The 15,048-nt window shown below is 29.8% G+C and carries 17 protein-coding genes; 12 read left to right on the top strand and 5 right to left on the bottom strand.

Annotated features, from left to right (window positions below; genetic code table 11):
• Positions 1–146: 146 nt before the first annotated feature.
• Genes M983_RS06730 through M983_RS06710 form a run of 5 tightly spaced genes read right to left on the bottom strand, consistent with a single transcriptional unit; the run spans position 147 to position 3,133 of the window.
• Positions 147–707 (bottom strand): hypothetical protein, encoded by a 561-nt coding sequence (locus M983_RS06730; protein ID WP_066748984.1) that lies wholly within the window; start codon positions 705–707, stop codon positions 147–149.
• Positions 688–1,455, bottom strand: a complete 768-nt coding sequence (sctJ, locus tag M983_RS06725; RefSeq protein ID WP_066748982.1) for a type III secretion system inner membrane ring lipoprotein SctJ — start codon at positions 1,453–1,455, stop codon at positions 688–690. Before sctJ ends, M983_RS06730 begins: the two co-directional genes overlap by 20 nt.
• Before the next feature lie 2 nt (positions 1,456–1,457).
• A complete protein-coding gene (gene sctI, locus M983_RS06720) occupies positions 1,458–1,739 on the bottom strand; it encodes a type III secretion system inner rod subunit SctI (RefSeq protein ID WP_066748981.1) in 282 nt (93 codons plus the stop codon).
• A 15-nt stretch (positions 1,740–1,754) separates the two neighbouring features.
• Complete coding sequence (locus tag M983_RS06715; protein ID WP_066748979.1) at positions 1,755–2,030, bottom strand: EscF/YscF/HrpA family type III secretion system needle major subunit; 276 nt, start codon at positions 2,028–2,030, stop codon at positions 1,755–1,757.
• Between the two features lie 29 nt (positions 2,031–2,059).
• The gene (locus tag M983_RS06710; protein ID WP_066748976.1) at positions 2,060–3,133 is read right to left on the bottom strand and encodes a hypothetical protein; all 1,074 of its coding nucleotides are present in this window, start codon (positions 3,131–3,133) and stop codon (positions 2,060–2,062) included.
• Positions 3,134–3,444: 311 nt separating this feature from the next.
• Here M983_RS06710 and M983_RS06705 point away from each other — a divergent pair, with 311 nt between their 5' ends.
• From M983_RS06705 to sctT, 12 genes are all read left to right on the top strand, one after another.
• The gene (locus tag M983_RS06705; protein WP_066748973.1) at positions 3,445–4,200 is read left to right on the top strand and encodes a helix-turn-helix domain-containing protein; all 756 of its coding nucleotides are present in this window, start codon (positions 3,445–3,447) and stop codon (positions 4,198–4,200) included.
• Positions 4,184–5,893 carry a type III secretion system outer membrane ring subunit SctC gene (sctC, locus tag M983_RS06700; protein WP_066748970.1) on the top strand — a complete coding sequence of 570 codons (1,710 nt, stop codon included), beginning with the start codon at positions 4,184–4,186 and terminating at the stop codon, positions 5,891–5,893. The genes M983_RS06705 and sctC overlap by 17 nt, the downstream gene beginning before the upstream one ends.
• A gap of 1 nt (position 5,894) precedes the next feature.
• On the top strand, positions 5,895–6,977 hold the full coding sequence (gene sctW / locus M983_RS06695) for a type III secretion system gatekeeper subunit SctW (RefSeq protein ID WP_066748968.1): 1,083 nt from the start codon (positions 5,895–5,897) through the stop codon (positions 6,975–6,977).
• 34 nt (positions 6,978–7,011) lie between these two features.
• A complete protein-coding gene (locus M983_RS06690; RefSeq protein WP_066748965.1) occupies positions 7,012–9,108 on the top strand; it encodes an EscV/YscV/HrcV family type III secretion system export apparatus protein in 2,097 nt (698 codons plus the stop codon).
• A gap of 9 nt (positions 9,109–9,117) precedes the next feature.
• The gene (locus tag M983_RS06685) at positions 9,118–9,531 is read left to right on the top strand and encodes an InvB/SpaK family type III secretion system chaperone (RefSeq protein ID WP_066748962.1); all 414 of its coding nucleotides are present in this window, start codon (positions 9,118–9,120) and stop codon (positions 9,529–9,531) included.
• A gap of 2 nt (positions 9,532–9,533) precedes the next feature.
• Entirely contained in the window at positions 9,534–10,835 is a 1,302-nt protein-coding gene (gene sctN / locus M983_RS06680; protein ID WP_066748960.1) for a type III secretion system ATPase SctN, read from the top strand.
• Complete coding sequence (locus M983_RS06675) at positions 10,819–11,280, top strand: type III secretion protein (RefSeq protein ID WP_066748956.1); 462 nt, start codon at positions 10,819–10,821, stop codon at positions 11,278–11,280. Before sctN ends, M983_RS06675 begins: the two co-directional genes overlap by 17 nt.
• Entirely contained in the window at positions 11,261–12,568 is a 1,308-nt protein-coding gene (locus tag M983_RS06670; RefSeq protein ID WP_066748952.1) for a hypothetical protein, read from the top strand. The genes M983_RS06675 and M983_RS06670 overlap by 20 nt, the downstream gene beginning before the upstream one ends.
• Positions 12,568–13,524: a FliM/FliN family flagellar motor switch protein gene (locus M983_RS06665; protein ID WP_066748950.1), complete on the top strand. Its 957-nt coding sequence runs from the start codon at positions 12,568–12,570 to the stop codon at positions 13,522–13,524. Before M983_RS06670 ends, M983_RS06665 begins: the two co-directional genes overlap by 1 nt.
• 4 nt (positions 13,525–13,528) lie before the next feature.
• Entirely contained in the window at positions 13,529–14,188 is a 660-nt protein-coding gene (locus M983_RS06660; protein WP_066748947.1) for an EscR/YscR/HrcR family type III secretion system export apparatus protein, read from the top strand.
• The gene (gene sctS / locus M983_RS06655; RefSeq protein ID WP_066748945.1) at positions 14,188–14,442 is read left to right on the top strand and encodes a type III secretion system export apparatus subunit SctS; all 255 of its coding nucleotides are present in this window, start codon (positions 14,188–14,190) and stop codon (positions 14,440–14,442) included. Before M983_RS06660 ends, sctS begins: the two co-directional genes overlap by 1 nt.
• A gap of 4 nt (positions 14,443–14,446) precedes the next feature.
• The coding region (sctT, locus tag M983_RS06650; RefSeq protein WP_066748943.1) for a type III secretion system export apparatus subunit SctT at positions 14,447–15,048 on the top strand (602 nt) is incomplete at its 3' end.

Raw genomic sequence — 15,048 nt, 5'->3', positions numbered from 1 at the left:
TTTGCTGTGCACATTGCTTTTGAATATCACTAATTATTTTTTTAGCAATATATTTTGATGATTGAATTATCTTACGTTGAGAATCTAATTGTCGTATATAACGAGCACGAATAACAATCCCTTCACAGGTATATCCTAAAAGAGATTCAGGCAGAGAGCGTAACATAGCTTAATACCAATAAAAAAAGTGAACGAGAAAGGGGGATATTAATAGATGATATTGCCGTTGTTATGTTAGTTGAAAAACATAGCTTAAATCGCTGTGCGAGCACTGTTGAAATAGACTCAATAAAAATAAAGAGTAAATGATAGCCTAAGTAAGTAGGTGAAGGAATATCGAGTTTAATATCATCTATTTTCGCTAAATTTAGCACCGGTCTTAAAGAGAGAAAGGCTTTTAGTGAAGAAGCGAGCTGATAATAATCTTTGTTTTTTAGAATAAATTTGGGGTCATAAATATAACCTAAAAACTGCGCACATTCTGGTAATAATGCCCAATGTGTAAATAGCGTTTTAGCGACATTGTCAGTTTCAATATCACAATCAATTTCTGTTTCTAAATGGTATTTTTCAATTAAAAGCCGATTAGTTAGCTTTTGCCATAATGGATCATCTTGAGAAGTTGCTAATGGATGATAATCAGTATGAACATAAGATAAAGGTTCATACATCACCGTTGATATTATTTCAAACTGCTGGTGTGTCATTATCTTTCTCCATTATTTTTTTATTTTTACTATAACGAATAAAAAAGATGCTACTAACAGCAACGGTGATAATAACGAGAAATATGAGTAACAATAACCAATAGTTAAAAGATAAACTATATTCTTCTTGAGTCGGTAATGGCGGTTTTTTTAACACTAATTGGTTAATATTACGGGGATAAAGCAGGATTGTAATATTATCTTCATCCATATCACTAAAAGCATTGCGAATAAAGGCTCGAATATCTTCTGCTAATTGATCACTGTCTAATGTATTTTCTTCATAAAAGATAATTGCAGATGCGTGTGGGGTTTGAATAACACGTTCTGAAGGTGAAATTGGATAACTGACATGTACTCTTGCATCAATAATATGATTAATAGAAAGTAAAGATTGCTCTAATCGCTGTTCTATAGCTGATATTAGACGTGACTTTTCTGCTTGTGGTGACGAAACTAACGCATCAGCAGGAAATATTTGAGTGACTTCAATTCGTGCATTAGAGGGTAATTGATATTGTTCTAAAATTTGAATAGCGATTGCTAAATCTTCTTTTTTAACATTAATATCAAATAACCCTTTACCTAATGCAGTTTGTGTACTATTTATTTGATGTTTTTGTAATACAGCTTGAACTTCTGTTGCTTGCCGTTGATTTAAACCCGTTAATAATGACTGTTCTTTGCATCCAGAAAGAAAAGATACGAAAAAAAATAAAACGGTACATAATAAATATCGGGTTTTCATTATTATTGTGCCTTGAATAAAGTTTCAAGAACATTCAGCCCTTTTCTTATTACCGTACTGCTAAAGTTCATTTTAACGGTAATGGAACTCAGTTCTGATTGCATTTGTATATAGCTATCCATATCATTAAGTTTACTTAATTTAGCCAGTTTTTCGTGAAATAATTTCTCAGTTTGTAAACTATCATAAATCATATTATTTGTTGCAGAAGATAGAGAAAAATCACTATCTGTTATGTCAGTTTGCAGCGAATTATTTGTTAAGTTCGGTGGTGAAATTTTCATATTATTTCTCTATAATTAGCGCATATTACCAATAATACTCATTGCTAAGTCTTTTATTACTTTTATTGAGGTTGATTGTGCATTACGTGTTATGTTGTATTGTGCAAGTTTTCCTTGATATTCAGCTAATGCAGCAGCATTAGAACTATCTGTTTTTAAACTATCTAATGCGACTTTTAATGCATCGCTTTGTGCTATTACTGGGTCAGTAAAATAACTATTAACCGTATCGATAGCGCTGGCATCATTTGCAATTGTTTGAGCTGTCGAATTTGTTGAAGAGCCTGCCATAATATAAAACCTCTTAATGTTAGAAAAATCTATCCTTGAGGGAAATAGCGATGTTGATTATCAATAAAGATATATCCATTATCTTCTTGTAAAACCCCTTTATTATCTAATTGAAGTTTATTTCTATTTTCATTATAAAAAATAAACTTTCTTCCAAAAATAGTGCTCTGTTTTTTTATAAATGCATCGAGAATTACTTTATTTTTCTTCTCTATTTTTTCATCAAAGATAAAAGTTATGCCGTTCTTTTCTTCTTCTACTTTATAATTTATGTCTTTTATAAAATTTATTTTGTTAAACTCTGTGAGTAAATCAGGAATAGATATAGGTACTATGATAGGTTGACAAACTGTAGGGAAAATATGATTTATATTTGTTAATATTTGTTTTTTTTCATTATTATTATGAAAGATAAAAGCTATCTTAGGGGGCTCATTGTTTTTTAAAGTTATATGATAGATTTTTTTATGTTTCTCAAAAAAAAGCGTGTCTAATTTAGCTATACCTATATATGAGTATTGCTCTGGTTTATCTTTATTATTTATCCATTCGGGTGGTAAATTATCGTAAAAGCAATAGTGACCATTTACACTTTTATAATTTTTGTAATTCGTTGTAATTTCACTGTTTATATGATTTTTTTTATCTTTTGCATAATATTTATTTAATGTAAAAAATAAAAAACATAGCATAATAATTAATGTAACCAATGCTTTATACTTTTTTTTAAACTTTACATGTTCTTTTTTAATCTTTTTTAAGGCAAATGACGTTAGAGGTAAGTTATTATTCAGACTAATTAAAGCAATAGGAATATTATTAATATAAATAGGCGTTTCTAGCTCTAAAGGTAAATCTATATTTATTTCTTCATGTGATGAGCTTTGAGTAACTTTAAATATATTATCTTCCTTTTTATCATGGCTAAGTGTAATTTCTATTGTTGCTTCTAATGTGTCGCTATCACATGGAATATAGAGCGGGAAATTATTTTTATTATTTTCTGGCTTATTTTTATATAAATAGAGTACATAGTTTTCAGGCACGAGTGTGACTGTCGTATTTTTTAGAGGACCATATAGTATATAAAGATAATACAACATAATGTTAGCTCATATTTAGTTATAATTAATTTATATTGTTAATATAGATTAGGTGAATACGAATATGAACTTTATTATAAGAAGAATAATAATTCTTGTAAAAAAAAGCACATGTTTTTTATTTACTATTTTTTTTATAATTTACAATGCGGTTATTATAAATAAAAAACTAATTGTATTGATAATATATTTTTATTACTAATTTTTTATAGTATTATTTTTAGAATGTATAGAATAGAACAGTTAAAATTATCCTAGTCGCATTTTTATGATGCGACTCATTTTGTTTATACCATATTTTGAGGTTTCCTATGTTAATAAATGATATAAAAATCAGTGGTGATAAAAATATTTTAATGGGAAATTCATTATTTTTATGTATTCCAAAAGGTGATGAATCACCGATAAAAATACGAGATGGGCAATTAACAAAAATAATAAAAGGTAGAGCATTTATTTATAATGCTAAAACGAGTGATATTGTTTTTCAATCAGAAAAACAACTTTGGAAAATAGAGAAACGCTCTTTTTTTATTTGTGCCCGATTATTGGCATTTATTGATTATGCTCGTGATTTTTCCAAAATGACAGCAATTGGATCTGAATTTGATATCAATCAGCAAATTTTTTATATACAAAATGCTGATAGTTCTCTGGAGTCTGTATTAATTAGTGAAGCATTAAAAGAAAATAGTGAATTAGAGCCTTTGTTTGTCACGATAAGGCATAGTGAAAGTTATTGGCTTATTTTGCACCTGATAAGTTATCTAGATGAGAAAAAAAGTAATATTGCGCAAATAGGTGAGCGCTACGGTGTTTCAGGTACGCATTTCAGAAGACTATGTAAGCGTTATTTAGGCAATTGTGGGAAAAGTCAGTTACGTTCATGGCGTGCGGCGTCATCAATATTATCTACGCTATCTACTGATGAATCACTCACTCAAATTGCTGTTGATAACGGGTTTAGTTCAGCATCTCATTTCTCTAATGAAATTAAGACGCTATTTGGTATTACACCAACAGAATTCCGTCGAATTGGTCATCGTCTTTATGAAAATAAAAAATAAAATTTATTGTGCTATTGGGCTATCACTTTGTTGTTGGATGGTAAATACATACGCGACAGAAGGAAAGGTTATTTATACACATCAGGTAAAAAAACCAGATATGTTTATTGCGGTTGATACACGCATTGAACAATTTTTCTATGTTTTATCTGATAAATTTAATAAGCCTTTTATTCTAAGTAATGCTGTAAAAAGGAAAAAAATCACAGGAAATTTTGATCTTTCATCACCTGATAATGCTTTTGAATTGATGGTTCGCCGTATGTCGTTACTCTATTTCAATGATGGAGAATCTATTTATGTTTATGATAATACAGAAATAGAACAAACATTATTTCAGGTAAATAATATCAATATCAACGAATTGCGAGAATATTTGCAAGATGTTGGATTATATGATGAGCGTTTTCCATTACGAGTAGGGAAAGATCAACGAACCTTTTATTTATCTGGTCCTCCTATTTATATTAAGCTTATTAAAGCGGCTGCAAATTATCTTGATAGTGAACATCAAGAACAAATTTATCAAAATATTAATAGCCAAGTACCAACCGGAAGTTCTCGTTATGGTCAGGAATTTGTACAGATATTTGCGCTAAAAAATACCTTTGTTCAAGATAGAAGCTATACATTACGTGATGAAAAAATTGTATTGCCAGGGATAACAACGGTACTACAACAGTTATTTATGTCACAAACAGGACAAATTAATGCTCCTGTAGAAAATATATCATCAATAGACGCTAACAAAGAAGTGCCGATCAATTCTGATATCGATAATTCAACTTCAGCTCCTGCAATTATTACTAAAATGGGACAATATCACGTTGAATTAGTACCATTACCTGCTTCTAATAGTTTATTGGTAAAAACAAGTCGTGAAGGATTAGAACTTGTAGGATCCTTAATAGATCAACTTGATAAACCTAAAAGGCAGGTTGAATTATCATTATGGATTATTGATATCTCAAAAAATAAGGCTGATAGTTTAGGCATTGATTGGAAAGGGAGTTATGGTTCTAATAATGGCTCTTTTATGTTTAATACTTCAAGTTTAAGTGCCGCATCAGGGTTAACTTTCTTAAGCCAGATTAAAGCATTAAGTGAAAATGGTGAAGCTAAAATGGTATCAAGGCCTATTTTGCTGACACAAGAAAATACTCCTGCTATTTTTGATAATAATACGACTTTTTATACCCAAATTAAGGGTGAGCGCGTTGCCACTCTAGAATCAACAACATTTGGTACCATGATGAGTGTTTTACCTCGTATTAGTAACTCAAATAAAGAAATTGAAATGATTATTAATCTTGAAGATGGTGCTGAAAAGAAAAATGATAATAATAAAGATGAAATGGTTGAAAATTTACCCGTCATTAATCGTACTAATATAAGTACGGTAGCAAGAGTTACTGAAGGTGGTAGTCTTTTAATTGGAGGCTATACACGTGAAGATAATATTAATGCAGAGACAAAAATTCCAGTTTTAAGTGCTATTCCATTAATTGGTGGCTTATTTACCTATCAATCCGATAATAATAAAAAAATGATCCGTATTTTTATGTTACAGCCGAGATTATTAAATAAAATAGAAACTGATTTATCTCAATCATTAAGTCAAAATCCTTTTCAGCCATCAGATAATAAAACAAAAAAAGCATTGTACCAACTTCAAGGTTTTATGAGGGAATAAGATGATTGCGCCAATTAGTACTTCTATTCCAACTAAGATTTCTGAAAAAGAAAGTAATATTGGCCTTGGTAATCAGCAAGATACTGAATATAAACAACCTAAAATTTCGGAAACTCAAAATTATCAAAACCAGCTTGCTGATATTGCAGATGATATGTCAATGGTTGCTACTCTTTTTTCACAACGTTATGGAAAAATGTTAGATAAAAAAGCAGAAAAAGGACAAAATACATTATATATCGCTGAGGAAGATGCTGATAAAAAACTGGATAAAACCATTAAAATTTTTAGAAAATCAGGGAAAGATTTCCAAGAACTTTTAGCATATTTACGTCAGATGTTTCCTGATGAAAGTGATTTAGTTATGGTTTTAAAGGAGCTATTAAGAAAAAGGAAATTAGGTGCTCAGATAAATGCTGAAATAGAAAAAGAAATAGAGCATTTACTTAATGGTGAAAATGGAAAAAATATCAGAGCGGGTATTAATATTGCTTTAAAAGCGAAGTCTTTTGGTAAATTATTATCACTTAATCCTACGGTATTACGAGATTTATACCGTAATTATATTAATATGGATTTTGAACCTATCTATTTTTTTAAAATGTGGATAGAAGAATATGATATAGAAAAGTGTATTATTATTTTATCATTTCTTACTCAAAGTCTAATTTGTGATATGCAATCATTAATGCCAAGCTGTTCTAAAAGTAGCGAATTTGGTGAGTTATTAGAACGAGTTAATAAACTAAGATCACTTTATAGTTTTATAGAATTTAGCCTTGTTTTTTTTAAAAGAATAGAATTAAACGGTATGGTTTCAGAAAAAGAAATCTATCAATTAATAATATATGGTATGACATTTCCTGATGAAATGGATAAATATTTAATTTTATTATTATCAGATAAATGGCGAAATTTTTTAATTACAGTAAAAATGCGATTGCTTCAAGAAATTAAATCAATGTTTAATAATTTTCCAGAAGGTTTATATTTATCTGAAGAATATAAGGATGAATGCCAGGTTGTTATTCAGAAAGTTATTGATAAATATATTAGATTAGAACAATACCAGCTAAGAAAATAATAAAGTATATAATATTTACATTAATGGGTTTACTATGATCTATAAATTTCTTCAAGCAGTAAGAAATAGGCCTGAATTAATCGTACTAGCAGTTATGATCCTTGTCATCATGATGCTGATTATTCCTTTACCTACTTATGTTGTGGATTTTCTTATTGGGCTAAATATAACAATTGCTCTACTTATTTTTATGAGTTCTTTCTATATCACTAGAATACTAGAGTTCATGACATTTCCTGCATTATTGCTTATTACAACCCTTTTTAGGCTTGCTTTATCAATTAGTACTAGCCGACTTATTTTACTTGATGCTAATGCGGGTGAGATTATTACTTCATTTGGTGAATTTGTTATTGGTGAAAATTTAGTTGTTGGTTTCGTTGTTTTTTCTATTGTTACTATTGTGCAATTTCTCGTTATCACTAAAGGTTCTGAGCGTGTGGCCGAAGTAGCTGCTCGTTTTTCTTTAGATGGTATGCCTGGTAAGCAAATGAGTATTGATGCCGATTTAAAATCAGGCATCATTACTAATGAAGAAGTTAAAATACGACGTAAAGAACTCGGTCAAGAAAGTCAGCTATATGGTTCTTTTGATGGTGCGATGAAATTTATAAAAGGTGATGCAATCGCGGGTATTGTTATTATTTTTGTAAATCTAATTGGCGGGATATCTGTAGGTATGGCTCAGATGAATTTATCTATTTCTGAAGCACTACATACTTATACTTTATTGACTATTGGTGATGGTTTAGTTGCACAAATTCCTGCTTTATTAATTTCGATTAGTGCTGGTTTTATTGTCACTCGTGTTGGCGGTGAAGATAAAAATTTAGGTTTTAGCATTATGAATGAGTTACTTGCTCAAGATTATGCATTACTAGTTACCGCTGTATTAGCGCTGTTGATTGGTTTTTTACCGGGTTTCCCAACACCGGTCTTTATTATTCTTTCGGCGATTATTGGAATATATTACTTTAAGAAAAGAATAAGTAGTAAAAATAAGAAAAAACAAACAGGAAAAACAGAAAATAGTGATGAGAGTGAAAATGATGTAGAGAAGAAAGGGCTTATTTCAAATCTATTTTCTGGCAAAAAAACAGAAGAAGAAAATAGTTTATTAACTGAAAATATTTCTCTTTCTCAAGCTGAAACATTACCTCTAATTATTACTGTATCAACAAAACATAAAGATTATCTGACTAAGATTGTTTTTGATAAGTGGCTAAAGAAAGAGTTTATTATTCAATATGGGATATTACTTCCAGATATAATTATTCATTATTCTGATAGTATTGACGATAATAAAACAATTATTTTGATAAATGAAGTAAAAGCCGATGCATTTGAATGTCCATTTGAGTTAATTAATATTGAATCACCAAACGATGAGTTTTTTTCTCTTGGAATTAATTATATAGAAACAGAAAAAGACCAAAGAACTCACTATTGGACAGAAGATAAAAATAAAGAAACTTTGAAAAAACTTAATTATACACTTTGTTCTTCTGAAAGTTATTTTTATAAAATATTTGCTAATATAATAACATCAAATATTGTCGAGTTTTTAGGTATACAAGAAACAAAAAATATTCTAGATAAGGTTGAGGAAAAATCACCTGAATTATTAAAGGAATGTTATAGACAAGTTTCTATTCAAAGAATTAATGAGGTGTTACAGCGACTCATTCAAGAAAAAATACCCATAAGAAATATAAAGACAATTATAGGTGGATTAGTACAATGGGGAGGAAAAGAAAAGGATCCTATTTTATTAACTGAACATATACGGACGTTGCTATCACGTTATATAAGTAATTATTTTTCAAAAAATGGAAAAATAAATGCCATTATTTTATCTCATGATATGGAAGAAAAAATTCGAAGTGGAATAAGACAAAGTTCTTCTGGTACATTTTTAAATTTAGGTGCGGAAGAATTAGATGAAATAATAGAAAAGATGGCAATAGCCTTTGAAGAAATTAAATATATTCAAGATTATGTTATTTTAACAGCTATTGATATACGCAGATTCGTAAGAAAATTATTAGAATCTCAATATCCACAGCTATCAGTTCTATCTTATGATGAAATATCAGTAGATATTGATGTTACAGTTTTACAATCTATTTAGGGGAATATTATGTCTTATGATTTAGCTGCTTTAATTATGGATGCCATGAATGTAATTGGTCGTAATGATCTTTTCTCTGAAGGTAAAGAAATTGATAATCACTCAACGATTACAATTAGTTTAGGAGATATGCCAGATATAAACTTACTTATCGTTGATGGTATTCCCATGATTTGGTCTGTATTACGTGAATACGATGAAAATCAAATTAAGCAAAGTAGTTCTGATATTCTATTATCGTTAATCAATACACAAACTGAAAGCTTTTACCCAGGTCAACCCGCACTTGTAAAAGTTGAATCTGATTTAGAATTACGAGCTTCTTTCACACCTATCGCATTACAAAATGGTGAATCAATGGCTAAAGCGATAGATGAATTTTTTCAAATAATGAATTTAATTCATCAGCAATTTATTAATTAATAATGAATAAATCTTTTTCAGCTTTTCGTTACGCAGCTCACCCTACCAGAATACAAGGAAATATTCTTGAGGTGATGTTGCGTGACGTTTTTATTGGTGAAATATGTCAGATAAAACAAAATATTGAAAATCACACAATACTTGGTGAGGCTATTGTTATTGGCTTTCGTAACGGAATAACAATATTAAGCATGATGGGAAGCTCGCAAGGCTATTCTTTGCAGATAATCGTAGAGCCAACAGGTGAATCTTTTTCTGTCGCATTAAACCCAAGAATATTAGGCAGTATGATTGATATTAAAGGACATTGTTTATTGAGATTTGATAATAATCCAATTGAAGAAGAGGACTTTTATCAATTATATCCTGTAGAAGGGAAGCCACCATCATTTAGCGATAGACGACCCATTACCACATTATTTCAATCAGGAGTACGAGCTGTAGATGGATTACTTAGCTGTGGTATAGGTCAAAGGATGGGAATATTCGCGAGTGCGGGTACTGGTAAAACAATGCTAATGAATATGTTTATTCGATATTCTGAAGCAGATATTTTTGTCATTGGATTAATTGGCGAAAGAGGAAGGGAAGTTACGGAATTCATTGATGAATTAAAAAAAGATGAACGTTGTAAAAAAACGGTATTAATTTGTTCAACTTCAGAACAACCCGCGGTCGATCGCTGTAATGCAGCTTTAGTCGCAACAACCGTTGCTGAATATTTTCGTGAACAAGGGAAAAATGTTGTCTTATTTATTGATTCCATGACTCGTTATTGCCGTGCTTTACGTGATGTAGCATTAACCGCAGGTGAGTTACCTGTACGTAAAGGTTATCCTGCCTCTGTTTTTGACAGATTACCGGCAATTCTAGAGCGTCCTGGAGTAACAACAAAGGGTTCTATTACCGCCTTTTACACAGTATTACTAGAAAGTGATGATGAACCTGATGCCATTGGTGAAGAAATTCGTTCTATTTTAGATGGACATATCTATCTTTCCCGTAAAATAGCATCTTCTGGGCATTATCCCGCTATTGATATTTTAGGAAGTGTCAGTCGTGTCTTTCAGCAAATAACGGATGAAAATCAACAAAAAGCGATGCTAAAAATAAGACAATGGTTGATGCGTTTACAAGATATTAAATTATTACAAGAATTAGGTGAATATCATACCGGTGATAATGCGCTTAATGATGAGGCTGTTAATAAACAGGCTGATATTGATACATTTTTGATTCAATCTTATAAAGAAAAAGCTGAGTTTCAACAAACATTAGAGCAACTTTATGCGCTTACTCGCTAATCAATATGCATTAATTAAGACTATCGCTAAACGTCAGCAACGAATAGAAAGGCAAGAGCAACATTACAATTTATTATTAATTGAAGCTAACAATAAAAAAAATGAATTACAACAGTTAGCATTGGCACTTACAAATGAAATACCTAATTATGAAAAAGCAGGAGTATATCATTTTTATTCATTACAAACACGAAGGCGTAAGCAAGCTGTTATCATCTCTTCTTTAAATATTTGTCAAGCTCAAATTAAAGAAGTAGATAATAAATTAAAAGAATTAAATACACAAAAAACTGAATTAATACAATTAAAATTAGAAGCAATAAAAAAACAGAAAAAAATACAACGCTATTTTGAAAGAAAAAATTTCGAAAAACAACTATATCTTGATCGTTTAGAACAAAATGAAATTCAGGAGATGGCATTATATGAACAAAGTAATACTTAAATGTGTCAATGCGACGCCAGTATACCTTAATAAGGATGCTATTTGCCTAGATAAAAAATCTATTGAAAATATAAAATATGTAAAAAAAGATTTATCTTCTCAATGTAAGGTTGAAATAAATAAAAAATTAAATATATTGAAGTCTCTAAATGAAAAAAAAGAGGCCAAAAATGATAATGAAGTAAATACAGACAGTGATGAAAAAGAAAACGATGAAATAGAAAATAATGAAGGGTTACTTCTTTCACAACAAATATCTTTCTTATTAACGCCTGGTTTCTTAAGAAATAATTTATATATAACTAATGAAAGTATTAAAAATAATTCAAAGAATGACAGTTATAACATAAAAGAAAAACCTACAAAAGATATTTTTAATACATTTAATACATATGTTATGAAAGAAAATAGTAGGGGAAGAACTACGTATTTGAATGGCGATATAGTAATAAAAAAGAAATTTAATAAAAAAGTCATAACTAATTTGAAAAATAGCAAGTTAAACACACGTGATATAGAAAAAATTAAATTAAATTTAATTCATAGAGAAGATAATAAGAATGTTGAAAAGTTGATATCGTTAAATGATAACGATTTAAATTATATAAAAAAGGAAAGTAGTGAATATATAAATAAAGGAGTAGGTAAAGACGTAAGTAAAGACGTAAGTAAAGAAAATTATAGTTCTATTGAAAATAACATTAAAGATGATGAAAGCAGTAATCATATTGCAAGTGATAACAAAGATAGAAAAGTATCATTAGAACTATCTATGAATAATGTTTATATAAAAAATAAAATTATAAAATCTAAAAACGATTTATTAATACAGAATAATGAAAAAGACTCTAAAAATCTATATTCTGCTAATGAATTTCAAAAGAGTCGTATAGAGAAAAAAGATGAAGTTAATGATGGTTCATTATCTCCATTTTTATCTAAACATCAAAATAATGATGTCACTCCTTTACCCGATAAAAAAATATTAGATATACCACAATGGAGTATATTGAAAAATAGAGAATATACACAAAATCCGATACCTAATTTAACTTATACATTTAAACAATGGGGTAGTGAGAAACATCAAATACAAATTCGATTTATGCTAGATAATCAACTTCAATTAATAGCTTCAACAGGTCGTGTTTATCAGGCATCTATTGATAGTTTTAATCAGTATCAAGGTCGTTATGCGCTCTCTTTAGAAAATAGAGAAAAGAGTGCTAATTGGCATATAAATGCAATTGATAATGACGATTCTAAAAATAGTGAGGATGATCGATAATGAGTGGCGCATTGATTGATGAATGGGAAATAGAAGCTAGTGATAATAATGCAATGAAATATTTATTATCCAATTTTCCTTTATCAAAAATTGATACCTTTTCTTATTATTTTCAAATACAGGGTGAAAACGAATTAGGTTTTTTGACAGGGTATATTTTAGTAAATGAAGTAATGGATTTGATATATCCACAAAAAAATATTGATTGGCAAACTATTCCTAATCATTATTTAACTGATTTTTTCTCACAAAAATATAAGGAGATCAATTTTCCTTTTTCAAAAAGTGCAATGCAACTCACTGTCGATAGTATATGTAAAGGTAGTGAGGTTGAAAAATCTTATCCTAGTATCACCAGTAATGTAGGTACTGTATTTGTTAGTGAAATTAAGGGGAAATATCAGTGGCAACCTCTGTCTAATAATAATATTGGTGTAAAGGTTTATTGTTATTTGGGGAGCAGTGCTATTTCTCTTTCTTTACTAAAGAGTGTTTCAATTGGTGATGTTTTATTAGTAGACAATTTAGAGTTTTTTCTTTTTATTGATAATAAAAAATGGGTAAATTTTTCTTGGAATGGAGAAAATAGCGTGACGGTAATAAATGACGAAAGAGAAAAAGATCAAGCATCTTTAGAAAAAGAGAATATAGAAAATAATATAGAAACCAATTTATTAGAAAAGTCGGATAATAATGCTTCAGATGACGAAAAAACGCTTTGTTTGAATAATATTGGTGCAATTTCTCTTTCGGTCTCTTTCTTATTAGCAAGTAAAGTACTACCTGTTGAGCAAATTAGTGAACTATCACCAGGACAAAAAATAGAGTTACCAGCAAATGCTTATCGTCATATTCAATTAAATGTAAACGGTATAACAATTGCTCAAGGCGAATTAATCAAAGTCGGTGACAGATTTGCTGTCGAAATACAACGAACATATACACAGCAAGAGTAAGCATATGGATAGCTCAACTAATTTAATACTCACTCTCGCATTAGCAACACTCGCCCCTTTTATTATTGCAGCTGGTACGTGTTACTTGAAATTTTCAATTGTGCTTGTTATGACGAGAAATGCCTTAGGTGTACAACAAGTTCCTTCTAATATGGTTCTTAATGCTATTGCCTTTATGATGGCATTATTTGTAATGACACCCATTGTACAAAGTACATATCAATATTGGGCAAAAAATCCCATTGAATTAACATCACCTGAATCATTAGAACAATTTTCTAATGAAGCATTAGGAAGCTATAAGCAATATCTTTACCACTATTCTGAGCCTGAACTATTAAATTTTTTTGAAAAAGCACAAGGGCATCGTCCTGACGGATTCGGTGAAAGTGAGGCAATTGAAAATTCATTGCTTTCTTTATTACCTGCTTATGCATTAAGTGAAATTAAATCGGCATTTATTATTGGTTTTTATTTATACCTACCTTTTATTGTAATTGATTTAGTCGTGTCGTGTATCTTACTTGCATTGGGTATGATGATGATGAGTCCTATTACGTTATCTGTACCTTTGAAATTAATTTTATTTATTGCTATGGATGGCTGGACTTTATTATCTAAAGGACTCATTAACCAATATCTTGACTTAATGGCGGTTAACTAATGGATATGGTTTACGCAGCAAATAAAGCCGTTTATCTGGTTATTTTATTATCGGCAGGGCCAATTGCGGTAGCAACTTTTGTTGGATTAATTATTGGTTTATTACAAACCATTACGCAGGTTCAAGAACAGACGTTACCTTTTGGTATTAAATTGGTTTGTGTATTTGTCTGTCTATTAATAACTATGGGATGGATGGGAGATAAGATACTCGTTTATGCAAAGGAAATGCTTGCCATAGGATTATCAGGGTAAGATTATGTTAGAATTAACAGAGTATTTTAAAACTTACTTCATTGATATTAGCTTACTTATAGCGCGACTTTTTCCTATCTTTATCTTTATCCCTTTTCTCAATAGCCGAATATTAAATAGCCAATTATTAAAATCTATTGTCATTTTTTTTATTGCAATGGGTTTAAAGAATAGTATTTTTATCACTAATGAAATAAGAAGTCATTGGATTTTAATTATTATCAGTGAGCTTATCATTGGTCTTTTTATAGGTTTGTTATTAGCAACACCTTTTTGGATAGCTTCTGCATTTGGTGAATTTATTGATAATCAACGAGGAGCAAGTATTGGCGATACAATAAATCCAACAACGGGGATTGAATCTTCGGAGTTTGCCACATTAACAGGGCTATTTTGTGTTGCCTACTTTCTTCATTCAGGTGGTTTAGTTGTTTTAATGGATACATTGAAAGAGAGCTATCATGTTTTTCCTATGGGGTATTTTAATAAAGATATAGGCTATTTGTTTATTGGAAAGTGGCTAACTGATATGGTGAAAATTGCTATTGTTCTTGTATCACCTGTATTGATTATCATGTTTTTGAGTGAAATAGCACTAGGGGTATA

It is taken from the genome of Proteus myxofaciens ATCC 19692, from assembly GCF_001654855.1.
In the GTDB taxonomy this organism is placed as follows: domain Bacteria; phylum Pseudomonadota; class Gammaproteobacteria; order Enterobacterales; family Enterobacteriaceae; genus Proteus; species Proteus myxofaciens.
The sequence above is the reverse complement of the archived record's forward strand: the minus strand, read 5'-3'. Positions and strand labels throughout refer to the sequence as shown.

Bases quoted from the DNA above. Each gene is read 5' to 3' on its own strand.
- M983_RS06730 (WP_066748984.1), bottom strand. From the start codon at position 707: ATGACACACCAGCAGTTTGAAATAATATCAACGGTGATGTATGAACCT.
- sctJ (WP_066748982.1), bottom strand. From the start codon at position 1,455: ATGAAAACCCGATATTTATTATGTACCGTTTTATTTTTTTTCGTATCT.
- sctI (WP_066748981.1), bottom strand. From the start codon at position 1,739: ATGAAAATTTCACCACCGAACTTAACAAATAATTCGCTGCAAACTGAC.
- M983_RS06715 (WP_066748979.1), bottom strand. From the start codon at position 2,030: ATGGCAGGCTCTTCAACAAATTCGACAGCTCAAACAATTGCAAATGAT.
- M983_RS06710 (WP_066748976.1), bottom strand. From the start codon at position 3,133: ATGTTGTATTATCTTTATATACTATATGGTCCTCTAAAAAATACGACA.
- M983_RS06705 (WP_066748973.1), top strand. From the start codon at position 3,445: ATGTTAATAAATGATATAAAAATCAGTGGTGATAAAAATATTTTAATG.
- sctC (WP_066748970.1), top strand. From the start codon at position 4,184: ATGAAAATAAAAAATAAAATTTATTGTGCTATTGGGCTATCACTTTGT.
- sctW (WP_066748968.1), top strand. From the start codon at position 5,895: ATGATTGCGCCAATTAGTACTTCTATTCCAACTAAGATTTCTGAAAAA.
- M983_RS06690 (WP_066748965.1), top strand. From the start codon at position 7,012: ATGATCTATAAATTTCTTCAAGCAGTAAGAAATAGGCCTGAATTAATC.
- M983_RS06685 (WP_066748962.1), top strand. From the start codon at position 9,118: ATGTCTTATGATTTAGCTGCTTTAATTATGGATGCCATGAATGTAATT.
- sctN (WP_066748960.1), top strand. From the start codon at position 9,534: ATGAATAAATCTTTTTCAGCTTTTCGTTACGCAGCTCACCCTACCAGA.
- M983_RS06675 (WP_066748956.1), top strand. From the start codon at position 10,819: ATGCGCTTACTCGCTAATCAATATGCATTAATTAAGACTATCGCTAAA.
- M983_RS06670 (WP_066748952.1), top strand. From the start codon at position 11,261: ATGAACAAAGTAATACTTAAATGTGTCAATGCGACGCCAGTATACCTT.
- M983_RS06665 (WP_066748950.1), top strand. From the start codon at position 12,568: ATGAGTGGCGCATTGATTGATGAATGGGAAATAGAAGCTAGTGATAAT.
- M983_RS06660 (WP_066748947.1), top strand. From the start codon at position 13,529: ATGGATAGCTCAACTAATTTAATACTCACTCTCGCATTAGCAACACTC.
- sctS (WP_066748945.1), top strand. From the start codon at position 14,188: ATGGATATGGTTTACGCAGCAAATAAAGCCGTTTATCTGGTTATTTTA.